This is a genomic window from Agrobacterium vaccinii, assembly GCF_021310995.1.
Classification (GTDB): domain Bacteria; phylum Pseudomonadota; class Alphaproteobacteria; order Rhizobiales; family Rhizobiaceae; genus Agrobacterium; species Agrobacterium vaccinii.
In genome coordinates this window covers 590,945-605,588 of record NZ_CP054150.1, presented here as the reverse complement: position 1 = coordinate 605,588, position 14,644 = coordinate 590,945, and the positions used below count along the sequence as shown (strand labels likewise).

The window sequence follows — 14,644 nt, the reverse complement described above, 5'->3', positions numbered from 1 at the left end:
GCCACCATATTTCGCCAGGCGCCGGAATATTAGGCCTTACCAAACTTCATTTCCCACCGCTGGCGCATTAAGCCAGGCCTCTTCTTCCAGCGACATGGAAGCATCCGCGCTATACCCCTCGAGCAATTGATCGAGCGTGTATTTTGGCTGACGAACCTTTATTGTTCCACTAGCACCCGGTGCAGCCTCGGCAATAACCTGTCTTCCTTTAACAGACACGATCATCTCCTGGCCCTCGGTAAGACCTAGCATATTGCGAGCAGCGGCTGGCACTGTCAGTACCAAGGAGCCCCCAGCCTTCTTTAGCCTCGACGTCGTCGAGAAGTCCTTTCGCGCCGTTTGACCTTTTGTTGTCGCCATAACCTTCGCCTCTAAAATGTAGAACATTTATATAACATTAAGAGGACGGCCTCGCAAGGCGCTTAGATGCTTCGCCAAAGTGGAAAAGGCTGGCAAGGCAGAATGAATGAAGCCCTGCGCAAGGCCGCAGGGCTGTCATAACGTCAGCGTTCAAAAGACTAGCCTTACCCCCGACGGCCCTTCTTCGTGCCGGCATTCGCCCCACCCTCGTCAAACGAAATAAACACATTCGTCTGGCGTGATGCGCCACCAGGGGCGTTGGGAATGGCGACGTTGGGGTTGTTGAAGATGAACTGGGTGCCGGATGGGCCTGCGGGGACATCCACTGGGAAATTGGTGACCTGCGAGAAGATTTCACCGTCGCCGTCTTTCACGGTGACGCGGATGGGCAGGTTGACGCGGCCGGGCTTGGAGAGCGGGCCGGGAACGAGGCGGCCCTGGGCCAACACGTTTACGGTCAGCGTCGCGTCACTCATGCTGCACGAGCGCGTGGTATCGGAAAGAGACGCCTGATAGACCAGCTTCGTCGGATCGTCCTTGGCGCCACCGGCATAGACCCGTTTAACGGCGTTGTTATCGAGAATGGTGATGGTGGGGCAATTGGCCTGCACGACCGGTGCCACGGCCTGCGCAGCCGGTGGATTGACCGCCATAGCGTCCGACGGATTGGAAGAGTTGCAACCAGCAAGCACGGCAAGAACCGACATCGCGGCGGACAAACGCAAAATATTCCCTGTCACTTTGTTCAACCCTTCAAAAACTATCCCGATACAGGACCGCAGAACCCGTTTAATGGCCTTTCATGCCCGTCGGCGATGGTCTATAGCAGCGACGCTGGAGAAAATCGATTGGTTGCGTTCGGATTTGGCCGAATTTTGCAAAATGCTTTCGACAGGGCCGAACAGGCACCTCCGGCGGATGAGCGACTGACGACATTTGCCTGAAAGACGACAAGGGACCATCTCGTGGAATATGTTTCGACCAGGGGCAGCGCCCCATCGCTGGGTTTTTCCGACGCGCTTCTGGCGGGTCTGGCACGTGACGGCGGACTTTATGTCCCGCGCAAATGGCCGACCATGTCGAAAAAAGAAATTCGCGCGCTGCGTGGCAAATCCTATCAGGAAGTCGCCTTCGAGGTTCTCTACCGTTTTACCGGCGGCGAAATTCCCGCCGACACTTTCCGTGCAATGATCGACGATGCTTACGCGACGTTCCGTCATCCCGCAGTTGCACCGCTGGTGCAGACCGGGCCGAACTCCTATATTCTTGAACTGTTCCACGGCACGACGCTGGCGTTCAAGGACGTGGCGATGCAACTCATCGCTCGGCTGATGGACTATGTGCTGACGCAACGCGACGAACGCGCAACCATCGTCGGCGCGACATCGGGCGATACGGGTGGCGCCGCCATCGATGCCTTCGCGGGCCGCGATCGCACCGATATCTTCATCCTCTTCCCGCATGGCAAGGTGTCACCGGTGCAACAGCGCCAGATGACGAGTTCGACTGCGTCCAATGTGCACGCCGTCGCCGTCAACGGTAATTTCGACGATTGCCAGAACCTCGTCAAAGAGATGTTCAACGACGCGAAATTCCGCGACGGCGTCAAGCTGTCGGGCGTCAACTCCATCAATTGGGCGCGCATCATGGCGCAGGTGGTCTATTACTTCACCGCATCCCTTTCGCTGGGCGGGCCGGACCGGAAGATTTCGTTTACGGTACCGACAGGCAATTTCGGCGATATTTTCGCGGGTTACGTAGCCAAGCAGATGGGCCTGCCCATCGACAAGCTGGTGATTGCCACCAACGACAACGACATTCTGGCCCGCACGCTGAAGACCGGTCGCTACGAAATGCGCGGCGTTCACGCCACGACATCGCCTTCGATGGACATCCAGATTTCGTCCAACTTCGAACGCTTGCTGTTTGAAGCCAATGACCGTGACCCTTCCGCCGTCAAACGCTCCATGGACGGGCTGAAGCAATCGGGTGCTTTCGACATTTCCGACAAGGCGATGAAGTTCATCAAGCGGGATTTCCGTGCAGGCCGCGCCACTGAAAAGCAGGTAGCCGACACCATCCGCGAGACGCTGGAAAAGACCGGATACCTCCTGGACCCGCACACGGCAACTGCCGTCTACGTGGCGAAAAAGCATGAGAAATCAAGCGCGCCGATGGTCACCTTGTCCACTGCGCATCCAGCGAAATTTCCCGCTGCTGTAAAATCCGCTTGCGAAATCGATCCCGCGCTTCCACTATGGCTTGCTGATCTTATGAACCGGGAGGAGCGTTTCGACATTCTGGATGCTGAGCTGGACGCCGTGGAAACTTTCATCGGCATACATGCTCGCGCCAAGAGTGAGTAGCGCGGAAAGACTGAATATGAGTGTAAATGTGACCCGGCTAGCCTCCGGGTTGACCGTTGTTACCGAAAGAATGCCACACCTCGAAAGCGTTGCTCTTGGGGTGTGGATCAAATCCGGCTCCCGCAACGAGACCGATGACGAGCATGGCATCGCGCATCTTCTCGAACATATGGCCTTCAAGGGCACGGCACGGCGCACAGCGCGCCAGATTGCCGAGGAAATCGAGAATGTGGGCGGCGAAGTCAACGCTGCCACATCGACCGAAACGACATCCTATTACGCCCGCGTCCTCAAGGACCACGTACCGCTCGCGGTGGATATCCTCGCAGATATCCTGACCGAATCCGCTTTCGAAGAGGCGGAACTGGAGCGTGAAAAGAACGTCATCCTGCAGGAAATCGGTGCTGCGACCGATACTCCCGACGACGTCATCTTCGACAATTTCTCCGGTGTCGCCTATCGCGACCAAACCATTGGCCGACCTATTCTGGGCACGCCTGAAACGGTCCAATCCTTTACAACCGGCCAGATTCGCCACTATTTGGCACGCAATTACACGACGGATCGTATTTTCGTCGTTGCCGCCGGTGCGGTGGATCATGAAAGTTTCGTCAAGCAGGTCGAGCAACGCTTCGCAGGCCTGCCGCAGCTGCCGGTCGCCACGCCTGTCATGGAAAAAGCCATTTATACAGGTGGTGAAATCCGCGAGACGCGCGATCTGATGGATGCGCAGGTGCTTCTCGGTTTCGAGGGGAAGGCTTATCACGCCCGCGATTTCTACTGTTCGCAAATTCTGGCCAACATCCTCGGCGGCGGCATGTCTTCGCGACTGTTTCAGGAAGTGCGTGAGTATCGCGGCCTGTGCTACTCGGTCTACGCCTTCCACTGGGGCTTCTCCGATACCGGCATTTTCGGCATTCATGCCGCCACCGGCAGCAGCGACCTGCCGGAACTCGTGCCCGTCATCATAGACGAGCTTCGCAAGTCCTCGCAGACCATCCATCAGGAAGAAATCGACCGCGCCCGTGCCCAAATTCGTGCGCAGTTGCTGATGGGTCAGGAAAGCCCGGCGGCGCGTGCCGGGCAGATGGCACGCCAGATGATGCTTTATGGTCGCCCGATTCCCAATGACGAGATGATGCAGCGTCTGGGGGATATTACTCCGCAGCGTTTGACTGATCTTGCGGGACGGCTGTTTTTCGATACAGTTCCGACTTTGTCCGCCATCGGCCCGCTGGAAAACCTCTCGCCGCTGTCAGACATCACGGCGGAGCTTTCTGCGTCGCCGTCCATCCAGATAAAGGCAAATGGCTGAGGGCTAAGGGCATGTGTCCGCGGCAAGTAGGATGAGGTCTGACCTTACATGCTGCGTTTTCTTTCCCGTCATAGCGATACGCCGGAACTTCGCAGTGCCGAATATCTGTTGCGACTGCCGCGCTATTCCGATTACCGACAGTGGCACAGGCTGCGCTCGGATAGCAGGCAGTTCCTTCAACCGTGGGAGCCGAGCTGGCGCGGTGACGAGCTGAGCGAAAGCTCCTACCGGGTCCGCGTGACACGCAACGGCCAGGAATTTTCCTCTGGCCTTGCGGTGTCCATGCTGCTGTTCAAATCCGACAACACGCTTTTGGGCGGCATCACCATCGGCTACATCCGGCGGGGTGCGGCGCAAAGCTGCATGATCGGGTATTGGATGGGCGAGGCTTACGCGGGCCAAGGCCATATGTCTGCCGCATTAAAGCTGGTAATACCCTACATCTTCAACGGACTTCAGTTGCACCGTATTGAGGCAGCCTGTATTCCAGAGAACTTCAAAAGCATACGGCTGCTTGAAAACGCCGGATTTCAGCGAGAAGGTCTCTTGCGGGAATATCTGAAAATAAACGGTGAGTGGCGAGACCACGTCATGTTCTCCCTCATTGCCGATAAGCAAAATCCCGGCGGGACGCAGTAGGATAGATGACATATATTAGCCTTGCGTTGCGCCTCATAGGACGCTTTGTGGCCGCAGCGCGCTTTACGCCCCTGATGTTTCTGTGCGCACTTTTCGCCGCACAAGCCCATGCTTTCGAACCGGTCAAGATTTCTCGCGATGACACCGCGCTGGACCTGACGGCGACGACGGACATTTACGCCAATCAGGGCGAAGCCTTTCAGGTTTCCACAGCGCCCGGCCCTGATGGCATTCGCCGCCGTATCGAAGTGCGCGCTTCCTCCCCCGCACATCAGGGTGACTGGGCCGTGTTTGCGCTGGCGAACGTGTCGGAAGAGCAGCTGGAGCGCGTGATCGTCGCCCCGCATTTCCGTCTGGTGAATTCCAAACTGTTCTGGCCCGATCTCGGCTCGCAGCGCATCATTGCGATTACCCCCAGTGAAGGCTTTGCGCTGGACCGGCAACCCAGCCCCGACGCCGACGTGTTTCGCATCACGCTGAACCCCGGCGCGGTCATCACCTTCGTGGCGGAGCTTTCCACGCCACAACTGCCGCAAATCTATCTCTGGGAACCCGAGGCATATAAAGACACGATCAACGCGTTCACGCTCTATCGCGGCATCGTGCTGGGTATTGCGGGTTTGCTCGCCGTTCTCCTGACCATCCTCTTCGTGGTCAAAGGCACCTCCGTCCTGCCCGCCTCTGCGGCGCTGTCCTGGGCTGTTCTGGCTTACATCTGCGTGGATTTCGGCTTTCTGGAAAAGCTGATCACCGTGACATCAAGCGACGAGCGAATATGGCGCGCGGGTGCGGAAGTCGCACTCGCGTCCAGTTTCGTGGTCTTCCTGTTCACCTATCTCAATCTGAACAGATGGCACGCGCATCTTGGCTACGCGACATTTGCGTGGATCATCGGGCTTGGCGCACTGTTCGGCGTGGCGATCTACGATCCTTCCATCGCGTCCGGCATTGCCCGCCTGTCGTTTGCGCTAACGGCGACCGCCGGTATCGTGCTGATCATCTATCTCGGCTTCAACCGCTACGACCGGGCCATTCTGCTTGTGCCCTCATGGGCGCTGATTCTCGTCTGGCTGTTTGGAAGTTGGCTGACGGTCACGGGGCAACTGGATAATGACATCGTTCAGCCTGCGCTGGGCGGCGGTCTCGTTCTCATCGTTCTCTTGATCGGCTTTACCGTGATCCAGCATGCCTTTGCGGGCAGTGCTTATCAACAGGGGCTGTTTTCGGATCTCGAACGGCAATCTCTGGCGCTGACGGGTAGTGGCGACACCGTGTGGGACTGGGACGTGACGCGTGACCGCATCGTCACCACCCCTGATGTCTCGATCAAGCTTGGCCTGCACCCCGGCACTATGCACGGCGCTGCGCGCAACTGGTTGCCGCGCTTGCACCCGGATGACCGTGACCGTTTCAAAGCCACGCTGGACGTGCTGCTGGACCACCGCAAGGGACGCCTGAACCACGAATTCCGCATTCGCGCCGAGGATGGGCATTTCCATTGGCTGCAAATCCGCGCGCGGCCCGTGCTGGGCTCGAACGGCGAAATCATCCGTTGCGTTGGCACCATCACCGATATCACCGAGCAGAAGAACTCGGTAGAGCGGCTGTTGCAGGATGCCTTGAGCGACAATCTCACCGGCCTGCCCAACCGCCAGGTTTTTCTCGACCGTCTGCAATCCGTGCTCAATCTGGCACCGGAAGGCGAAACCGTACGCCCCACCGTCATGGCCATCGATATCGACCGCTACAAGCTGGTCAACGATACGCTGGGCATTGCCGCTGGCGACAATATCCTGATTGCATTGACACGCCGCCTGCGCCGTCTGCTGAAACCGCAGGACACACTTGCGCGCCTGTCGGGCGATGAATTCGGCCTCATTCTCGTGTCGGAACGCGATCCTCAGCGCGTGGCGGATTTTGCCGATGCGGTGAACAAGGCCATCATGGTGCCGATCAATTTCGCCAACCGCGAAATCATTCTGACGGCCTCCATCGGCCTCGTCTCGTGGATCGACCAGCAGGAAAACGCCGCTGGTCTGCTCAGCGACGCCGAGCTTGCCATGTACCGTGCCAAGCGCGCGGGCGGCAACCGCGTCGAGCCGTTCCGCCCTGCCTTCCGCACATCCGGCACAGACCGTTTGCAGATGGAAAGCGACCTTCGCCGTGCTATAGAGCGCAAGGAGCTGTCGCTGGCGTATCAGCCGATTATCAAGCTCGACAATGGCGATATGGCAGGCTTCGAAGCTTTGATGCGTTGGGAACACCCCAAGCGCGGCAGCATTCCGCCATCCGAGTTCATTCCTGTTGCGGAAGCGTCCGGTCTTATCGAACCGCTTGGCATGTTCGCGCTGGAACGGGCTGCGACGGATCTTATGGACTGGCAACATGCCATCGACAAGCTACCGATCTTCATTTCCGTGAATATCTCCAGCGCGCAACTGCTGAACAACGAGTTGTACAACGACGTGCGCAGCATGTTGCAGCGCACGCGGTGCAATCCCGCGCAGTTGAAGCTGGAGTTGACCGAATCCGTCGTGATGGAAAACCCGGAACAGGCGCGTCTGGTGCTGGCAAAGCTAAAGGAAACCGGGCTCAGCCTCGCACTGGACGATTTCGGCACGGGTTATTCTTCGCTCGCCTATCTCACCCGCTTCCCGTTCGACACGATCAAGCTGGACAAGGCGCTGGTCGCCAACACCAGCGACAAGCGAAACGTCTTACTGCGCTCAATCATCGCCATGGCGAGGGCGCTGGAAATGCAGGTCGTTGCTGAGGGGATCGAAACGCCGGAAGATGCGGCAGAGCTTGCCCGCATGAATTGTCATTACGGGCAAAGCTTCCTGTTCGGTACGCCGGATACGCCGGAGGCGGCGCTACAGCTGCTGCGCGAGCGTTTTCAGGTGGTCAAGAGAGCCTGATTTTGCTCAGCCTGCTGCTGCGGGGCGGGCTGCCAGTTCTGCTGCTGGTCTTCAGGCACCCGGCCATGCAACAGCTTGTGCAGGAACTCCAGCTTGTCCACAACGGCTGGCGTCAGCACGAAGGGATATAGGTCGGCCTCACCCATGCTGCGCTGCATGGAGTTCAACGCGACGCTGAGCGGCACCCAAGCGTTGACCAACTGTTTGGCACTTCGTGCGCTGTACGGCTCGAAGGCGACATCCGTTTCAAGTTCCTCATGGCCTTCCGGCTCGATGGCGATGCCGAAAGCATGCGCCGTTTCCAGCGTGTCGACGATGTGGAGGTAGTGCGCGAAGCATTCCGCAAAGTCTTCCCACGGGTGAACCGAGGCATAGGAGCTGATGTAAGTCTGCTCCCAGCCGAGCTGCGGCCCCTGCTCGTAATTGCGCTTCAACGCGTCGCCATAATCCTCGCGCTCGTCGCCAAAGACGGCACGGCAGGCTTCCAACCGGTTGGCATCGCGCACCAGCTTGTTCCAGATAAAGTGACCGACTTCATGGCGGAAATGGCCGAGCATGGTGCGGTATGGCTCGTTCATGTTGCTTTTGATCTGCGCGCGCGTCGCATCATCGGATTCAGCAGCGCGAATGGCAATCAAGCCTTCATCATGGCCGGTCATGGCAGGAATGATCGAACCATCGGGCGCGACTTCATCCACCAGAAAATCGAAAACGAGACCACCATTTGGGTCGACATCGCGGTTGGGGTGCGGCAGGTTCAGGCGCAGCATGGAATAGAACAGGTGACGTTGCGCCTGGCTCAACCGGCGCCATTGCTCGATGCCCTCCTCTGTCGAAGCGTCTGGAACGAGCCGGTTATGGCTGCAGGCCGGGCAGAATTTATGGTCGCTCTCAGCGGGCACCGACCAGTTGCAGATGTCGTTGACTTCATTGGCGCAATAGCGAATTTGCCGCTCTGGATTGGACACCAGCGACCAGTTTGGATCACCCACAGGGTCCACGGCTTCCATGGAAAGCGTTTCCGGCACGAAGGCCAGACGATGGCCGCATTTCACACAGGACCGATTGTCGAAATGGACCGGCTGCCCACAGGCAGCGCAAGAGAATAGCTGCATTTAACGCTCCAGAAGCGAGCACGCGGACGGGAAAGATCGGCTTTCGAATGGTCCGGCGCTATGAAAATTGAGAGATCAGAGATGAAAAAACGCATGCGCCTGATATCGGCACATGCGTTTTATAGAATATTGCCACGGCCCGGTGGCCGAAGTGACCAAACGAATTACATGCGGTCTACGGCGCCCTTGACGGAATCCTTGGCCTTGCCAACCGTCTTCTGGACCTTGCCCTTGGTTTCCTGTGCAGCACCTTCGGCGCGCATACGGTCATTACCAGTGGCAGAGCCAACGCTCTTCTTTACCTTGCCAGCAACTTCATTGGCTGTGCCAGCGACTTTATCGGATGTGCTACCCATGATGTTTCTCCCTAGTTTTTTAACCAGACTTGGCGCTGGCGACCGGGATAAAAACGTCGGGATTAAATTTTGGTTCCGCTAAATTTCTGGCCCCTTAAGCATGACCCGCTTCTGCCGACAGCATTCGCGGATCGACCCCCATCAGCGCCAGGGCACGTTCGTATTTATTGTCCAGCATACGGTCGAAGATCAATTCCTCGGATGCGGGGCAATTGAGCCAGCCATTGCTGGCAATCTCGCCTTCGAGCTGCCCCGGCCCCCAACCCGCATAGCCCAGCAGCATCGTTGCCTTATCGGGTCCGCGCCCGCTGGAAATGGCGCGCACAATATCCAGCGTCGAGGTCAACGAGATATCGTCGCTGACGGGAATGCTGGAGTCGCCATTATAATCATCCGAATGCAGCACGAAGCCCCTGCCGGACTCCACCGGTCCGCCGCACTGAATGGGGAACTCGCGGGTGCGGTTCGGCAGCATGATGGCGTCGTTCTGATCCATCATCTTCAAGTGCAGCAGCACATCGGTAAAGGTGATCTGTTGCGGGCGGTTGATGATAAAGCCCATAGCGCCAGCGCTGGAATGGGCGCAGATGTAAACCACCGAACGCTCGAAGGACCCGCCCTCCAGTCCCGGCATCGCGATGAGAAAATGGCCATCCAGAAAGCCGCGTTCTCTCTTGTCCATCAGGGTCGAAAAGGTCACTGGAGCCTCCGGTCTGCGATAGGCTGGCGTGAGCAGCTACGGCATTGGGTTGGTCATTTGTTAAGGATGCGGCATAGTCGCCCATCAATCAACCGAAAATGATAACCGGCTCAAAATCGTAACTGGCCCGCTAGCGGATGTTAGGCTAGACCGGGGGAATGAACGCTAAGCTCTCTCTCTTTCTGCGCGCATCGTTGCCATTCTTCGCCCTTGCGCTTCCATTCGTACTCTCCCCTGCCCCGGCCAATGCCGATACGACGGACTGGGAAACCAGCGAGGGTGGGCGCATGCGTGTCGTCAGCCAACCCGCCGACGCCAGCGGTCGCATCGAGGCCGTATTGCAGATCGAACTCAAACCGGGCTGGATTACCTATTGGCGCGAACCGGGCGAAGCAGGCATTCCGCCGAAGATCACGCTTGATCCGACAAGCGGCGCGACCCTGACGTCGCTGGCGTTTCCCGTGCCGAAACTCATCGAGAATGGCGAGATCAACGACATCGGCTACGACGCCCCCGTCAGCCTGCCTTTCGTTTTGCAAGCACAACCGGGGTCGGATGAAGACAAGGCGAGATTGACGGCATTCATCGGCGTCTGCCTCAATATCTGCATTCCCTTCGAGGCGAATTTCGAAATCCGCAAGGACCACGGCAAGCCGGCGACACCGGAAGAGACCGAAGCTGTCGCCAACGCCAAAGTCGCACTGCCGCAGCCGCCGGATGATGATTTCAAAGTGCAGAATTTCCACATCACGCCCGACAAAACCCTGCTCGGCGTAGAGCTTCGTCTGCCGGACAATGCGCCGAAGGAGACGGAAATCTACGTCGCTGGCCCCTCCGGTTACGCCTATTTCGAGCCGCAGAACATGGTGCGCGACAAGCGCAAGCTGTCCTTCTACATGAATATCAAGGGCCTGCCGAAATCCTATAACCCGCGCGGCCAGCACTGGACCATTCTGGTCAAGTCCGGTGGACAGGTCATGGAAGCGCCGCTCGATTTTCCGCAGTGAAAGACACCGGATTTCATTGACGACGGCAGCAATTCGTCCTCTATAGTCGCCCCTGAAAACTGCCACAGGAGCGACAGCATGACCATCAAGATCGGCGATAAACTTCCATCCGCGACCTTCAAGGAAAAGACGGCAGACGGCCCGGTGGACACCACCACGGACGCCCTGTTTGCAGGCAAGAAGGTCGTTGTCTTCGCCGTTCCCGGCGCGTTCACCCCCACCTGCTCGCTCAACCACCTGCCCGGCTACCTCGAAAACCGCGATACGATCCTCGCGCGTGGCGTGGACGATATTGCCGTTGTTTCGGTCAATGACTGGCACGTCATGGGTGCATGGGCGCAATCATCAGGTGGCCAGGGCAAAATCCACTTCCTCGCAGACTGGGACGCATCATTCACCAAGGCGCTTGGCCTCGATGCCGATCTCTCCGCCGGAAGCCTCGGCGTGCGCTCCAAGCGCTACTCCATGCTGGTGGAAGACGGCGTGATTAAGTCTCTGAATGTCGAAGACAATCCCGGCCAGGCCACAGTGTCGTCTGCCGCGACTATGATCGAGCAGCTTTAAGCGTCTACTGACGCCGTCACCCCGGCCTTGAGCCGGGGTCCAGCCAACCCAAGTCCTTGGGTTGGAAGACTCTTTCGACCTGACCAACTGAGATCGCTGGTGTCAAGGCTCAAGGCCGGAATGACGAAAGCGATGATCAGAACCGGCTGCTGTCATGGGTCTGGCTGGTCACTCACCCATATTCCAGTCATCGCGCGCTTAGCGTGCTGTCTACCGTTATCCCCAACACACACGTCATGCTTTCGCCGTAATCGTTATATCATTACAGTAATGCTATAACATTATTGTGAGCATTCCATGCTGCATCATCTCTCTCCACGGCACCTGTTGCGACAGTCTGCCATGACCCGCCTTATCCTCGCCCTTGTCATTCTCCTTCCGCTCTGGCTTGCCATCCACTGGGCGGCGTTGCTGTCATGAGCGGCGCGGCGGTTCTGTCGATCGACAATCTGACCGTGGCCTATGACCGGCATCCGGCGGTGCATCACCTCTCCGGGAGTTTTGACCGGGGCAGCCTGACGGCGATTGCCGGGCCGAATGGGGCGGGCAAGTCCACGCTGCTGAAGGCGATTATCGGCGACCTCAAGGTGTCAGAAGGCAGAATCACCCACGCTCTTGAGCGCGCCGACTTCGGCTATCTGCCGCAAGCAGCCGATATCAACAGGCGTTTTCCGATTTCGGTTCTCGAAACCGTGCTTCTGGGCACATGGAAAACCGCCGGAGCCTTCGGCTCCATCGGCAAAAAGCAGCAGGCGCGTGCCGAGGAGGCTCTTGCCATCGTCGGTCTTGCGGGCTTCGAGCACCGATCCGTCGGGGCGCTTTCCGCCGGCCAGTTCCAGCGCGTGCTGTTTGCCCGCCTGTTGATGCAGGATGCCAGCCTCATCCTACTGGACGAGCCCTTTACCGCAATCGACGCCCGCACAACCCGTGACCTTCTGGACATCGTTGGTCGCTGGCATGGCGAGGGACGCACGGTCATTGCCGTGCTGCATGACTTCGATCAAGTGCGCGCCTATTTTCCCGAGACGCTGTTGATGGCCCGAGAACTGATTGCGTGGGGGCCGACGCAACAAGTGATGTCGCCCGTCAATCTGATGCGCGCCCGCATCATGGCGGAACGCTGGGACGACAACAGCGATGTCTGTGAGCCAGCAGCATGACGGTCTATGATATTTTCCTCGCACCGTTTCAGGATTATGGCTTCATGCGCCGGGCACTCGTTGCCTGCTTCTGTTTGGCAGTGGGCGCAAGTCCCATCGGCGTGTTTCTGATGCTGCGTCGCATGAGCCTGATGGGAGATGCGCTGAGCCATGCCATCCTGCCGGGCGCTGCCATCGGCTATCTCGTCGCCGGGTCACTTTCGCTGACAGCCATGGGTTTTGGCGGTCTGATTGCCGGGCTGTCCGTCGCCCTTCTCTCGGGCATCGTCAGCCGCATCACGCCGTTGCAGGAGGATGCGAGTTTTGCGAGCTTCTATCTGGCGTCGCTGGCGCTGGGCGTGCTGATCGTGTCCCTGCGCGGTTCCAATGTCGATCTTCTGCATGTGCTGTTCGGCACCATTCTGGCGATAGACGCACCGGCCCTTTACCAGATCGGCGCAATCACTTCCCTCACTCTTGTCGCTCTCGCCTTCATCTACCGCCCACTGGTGACGGAATGTTTCGATCCTGGATTTCTGCGAGCCGTGGGTGGGCGTGGGCCTGCCTATCACGTCATTTTTCTGGTGCTGGTCGTCATCAATCTGGTCGCGAGCTTTCAGGCACTTGGCACCTTGATGGCGGTGGGGCTCATGATGCTGCCTGCGGCCATCGCGCAATTGTGGACCCGCAGCCTGCCATCCATGCTCATCGTCGCAGCGCTCAGCGCCGCGCTTTCCGGCTATCTCGGGCTTGTGGTGTCCTACCATTTCGAGCTCGCCTCCGGCCCGACCATCATCATGGCAGCAACCTGCCTATACGGGCTTTCCATTCTGGCCGCCCCTGCGGGACTGGCCGGTCGTTATTTCACCCGCCCACATTTGAAGGGCTAAATCTGGAGACTTGCCAATGCTATCGCGAACTCTACTCCTGACGACTGCTGCACTACCCGCCCTCATGGCCTATGCCTCGCCCGCATCCGCTGCGGAACTGAAGGCCGTCGCGTCTTTCACCGTGCTGGCCGATGTGGTCAAGCAGGTGGGCGGCAACGATGTGACCGTCACCAGTCTCGTCAAGCCTGACGGCGACCCGCATGAATTCGAGCCATCGCCCGCCGATGCCAAAAGCCTGAAGGCGGCAGACGTGGTTTTCGTCAGCGGCCTGGGGCTGGAAGGCTGGATGGACCGCCTGATTTCCGCCTCCGGTTACAAGGGAACGCCGGTGACGGTTTCGCAAGGCATCAAGACCCGCGAGATGGATGAGGACGGGAAGACGGTGACCGATCCGCATGTGTGGAACAGCCCGGTCAATGTGAAAGTCTGGGTGGAAAACATCGAGACCGCGCTTTCAGCCGCAGATCCGTCGGACGCCCAGGACTTCAAGGCCAATGCACAGGCCTACCTCAAGACGCTGGACAAACTGGATGCCTATGCCCATACGAAATTCGATGCCATCCCGGAAGATCGCCGCAAGGTGCTGACCAGCCACGATGCGTTCGGCTATTTCGGGCGCGAATACAAGGTGACGTTCCTGTCGCCGCTCGGCGTTTCGACGGAAACCGAAGCGTCTGCGGGCGATGTTGCCAAGCTGATCGAGCAGATCAAGGCCGAGCATGTGAAGACGTACTTCTTCGAGAATTCGAACGATCCGCGCCTGGTGAAGCAGGTGGCAAAGGCAACGGGGGCCGAGCCGGGCGGTGAACTCTACGTGGAATCACTCTCCAAGGCGAAGGGCCCTGCCTCGACTTACGAAAAGATGTTCCGTTACAATGTCGAGCAGATTGCCGCTGCCATCAACAAATCCAGCTGACCAGCGGTTTGAGTTGCGGCGGGCCACCCGCCGCAAGTCTCGATCAGATGGCCATATCGAAGACCAGCAGCCCGGCAGCGCCGCCATCCGTCAAGCCGATCAAGCGCTCGCCCACATCGATATGCTGCGGATGTGCCAGATATTCGTCGCGGGCTTCAACACTGTCGAGCGTTACGATGAAACCATCCAGAAAGCCGCCGTTCAGCCCCTCAGACGAAACGTTCTGCCCGAATTTGACGTCGATAATGCCGGGAATGACGTCTTTCAGCGCAGTGATCGCTTCATAGATCGCCTGCTTTTCCGAACTGGCAACGGCGGATTTGAAGCGCACAAATACGCAATGTGAAATCATCGGGGTC

Annotated in this window: 16 protein-coding genes and 1 pseudogene; 11 read left to right on the top strand and 6 right to left on the bottom strand. The window is 58.4% G+C overall.

What is annotated here, in order from left to right:
• Nucleotides 1-36: 36 nt before the first annotated feature.
• Nucleotides 37-387, bottom strand: a complete 351-nt coding sequence (locus HRR99_RS02905; RefSeq protein WP_233122683.1) for an AbrB/MazE/SpoVT family DNA-binding domain-containing protein — start codon at nt 385-387, stop codon at nt 37-39.
• A 39-nt stretch (nt 388-426) separates the two neighbouring features.
• On the opposite strand from HRR99_RS02905, the gene HRR99_RS23245 reads away from it, so the two are divergent.
• On the top strand, nt 427-501 hold the full coding sequence (locus tag HRR99_RS23245) for a BrnA antitoxin family protein (RefSeq protein ID WP_422387327.1): 75 nt from the start codon (nt 427-429) through the stop codon (nt 499-501).
• Between the two features lie 23 nt (nt 502-524).
• Here the strand turns inward: HRR99_RS23245 and HRR99_RS02900 are convergent, their stop codons facing one another.
• Complete coding sequence (locus tag HRR99_RS02900) at nt 525-1,067, bottom strand: PilZ domain-containing protein (protein WP_338422841.1); 543 nt, start codon at nt 1,065-1,067, stop codon at nt 525-527.
• 258 nt (nt 1,068-1,325) lie between these two features.
• On the opposite strand from HRR99_RS02900, the gene thrC reads away from it, so the two are divergent.
• The 4 genes and pseudogenes from thrC to HRR99_RS02880 form a co-directional block, all read left to right on the top strand.
• On the top strand, nt 1,326-2,726 hold the full coding sequence (gene thrC, locus HRR99_RS02895) for a threonine synthase (RefSeq protein WP_233122681.1): 1,401 nt from the start codon (nt 1,326-1,328) through the stop codon (nt 2,724-2,726).
• A 16-nt stretch (nt 2,727-2,742) separates the two neighbouring features.
• Nucleotides 2,743-4,041: a M16 family metallopeptidase gene (locus HRR99_RS02890; protein ID WP_111840633.1), complete on the top strand. Its 1,299-nt coding sequence runs from the start codon at nt 2,743-2,745 to the stop codon at nt 4,039-4,041.
• 48 nt (nt 4,042-4,089) lie between these two features.
• The gene (locus tag HRR99_RS02885; RefSeq protein ID WP_112498345.1) at nt 4,090-4,680 is read left to right on the top strand and encodes a GNAT family N-acetyltransferase; all 591 of its coding nucleotides are present in this window, start codon (nt 4,090-4,092) and stop codon (nt 4,678-4,680) included.
• Between the two features lie 101 nt (nt 4,681-4,781).
• Nucleotides 4,782-7,598, top strand: a pseudogene (locus HRR99_RS02880) (EAL domain-containing protein); the annotation flags it as partial.
• Here the strand turns inward: HRR99_RS02880 and HRR99_RS02875 are convergent.
• The 3 genes from HRR99_RS02875 to HRR99_RS02865 form a co-directional block, all read right to left on the bottom strand.
• Nucleotides 7,577-8,713 (bottom strand): zinc-binding metallopeptidase family protein, encoded by a 1,137-nt coding sequence (locus HRR99_RS02875; RefSeq protein ID WP_233122680.1) that lies wholly within the window; start codon nt 8,711-8,713, stop codon nt 7,577-7,579. The pseudogene HRR99_RS02880 and the gene HRR99_RS02875 sit on opposite strands and share 22 nt — an antisense overlap.
• 164 nt (nt 8,714-8,877) lie before the next feature.
• A complete protein-coding gene (locus tag HRR99_RS02870) occupies nt 8,878-9,069 on the bottom strand; it encodes a CsbD family protein (RefSeq protein WP_111840630.1) in 192 nt (63 codons plus the stop codon).
• 94 nt (nt 9,070-9,163) lie between these two features.
• A complete protein-coding gene (locus tag HRR99_RS02865; protein ID WP_233122679.1) occupies nt 9,164-9,769 on the bottom strand; it encodes a YqgE/AlgH family protein in 606 nt (201 codons plus the stop codon).
• 158 nt (nt 9,770-9,927) lie between these two features.
• On the opposite strand from HRR99_RS02865, the gene HRR99_RS02860 reads away from it, so the two are divergent.
• From HRR99_RS02860 to HRR99_RS02840, 6 genes are all read left to right on the top strand, one after another.
• On the top strand, nt 9,928-10,776 hold the full coding sequence (locus HRR99_RS02860) for a protein-disulfide reductase DsbD domain-containing protein (protein ID WP_111840628.1): 849 nt from the start codon (nt 9,928-9,930) through the stop codon (nt 10,774-10,776).
• A 78-nt stretch (nt 10,777-10,854) separates the two neighbouring features.
• Nucleotides 10,855-11,340: a peroxiredoxin gene (locus tag HRR99_RS02855; protein ID WP_233122678.1), complete on the top strand. Its 486-nt coding sequence runs from the start codon at nt 10,855-10,857 to the stop codon at nt 11,338-11,340.
• A 297-nt stretch (nt 11,341-11,637) separates the two neighbouring features.
• Nucleotides 11,638-11,760: a hypothetical protein gene (locus HRR99_RS23165; protein ID WP_277877896.1), complete on the top strand. Its 123-nt coding sequence runs from the start codon at nt 11,638-11,640 to the stop codon at nt 11,758-11,760.
• Entirely contained in the window at nt 11,757-12,500 is a 744-nt protein-coding gene (locus HRR99_RS02850; RefSeq protein ID WP_233122677.1) for a metal ABC transporter ATP-binding protein, read from the top strand. The genes HRR99_RS23165 and HRR99_RS02850 overlap by 4 nt, the downstream gene beginning before the upstream one ends.
• Entirely contained in the window at nt 12,497-13,369 is an 873-nt protein-coding gene (locus tag HRR99_RS02845; protein ID WP_233122676.1) for a metal ABC transporter permease, read from the top strand. The genes HRR99_RS02850 and HRR99_RS02845 overlap by 4 nt, the downstream gene beginning before the upstream one ends.
• 16 nt (nt 13,370-13,385) lie before the next feature.
• Nucleotides 13,386-14,285: a metal ABC transporter substrate-binding protein gene (locus tag HRR99_RS02840; protein ID WP_233122675.1), complete on the top strand. Its 900-nt coding sequence runs from the start codon at nt 13,386-13,388 to the stop codon at nt 14,283-14,285.
• Nucleotides 14,286-14,328: 43 nt separating this feature from the next.
• On the opposite strand, the gene HRR99_RS02835 is transcribed toward HRR99_RS02840, so the two are convergent.
• Entirely contained in the window at nt 14,329-14,637 is a 309-nt protein-coding gene (locus tag HRR99_RS02835) for a Dabb family protein (protein WP_111840623.1), read from the bottom strand.
• Nucleotides 14,638-14,644: the final 7 nt, after the last annotated feature.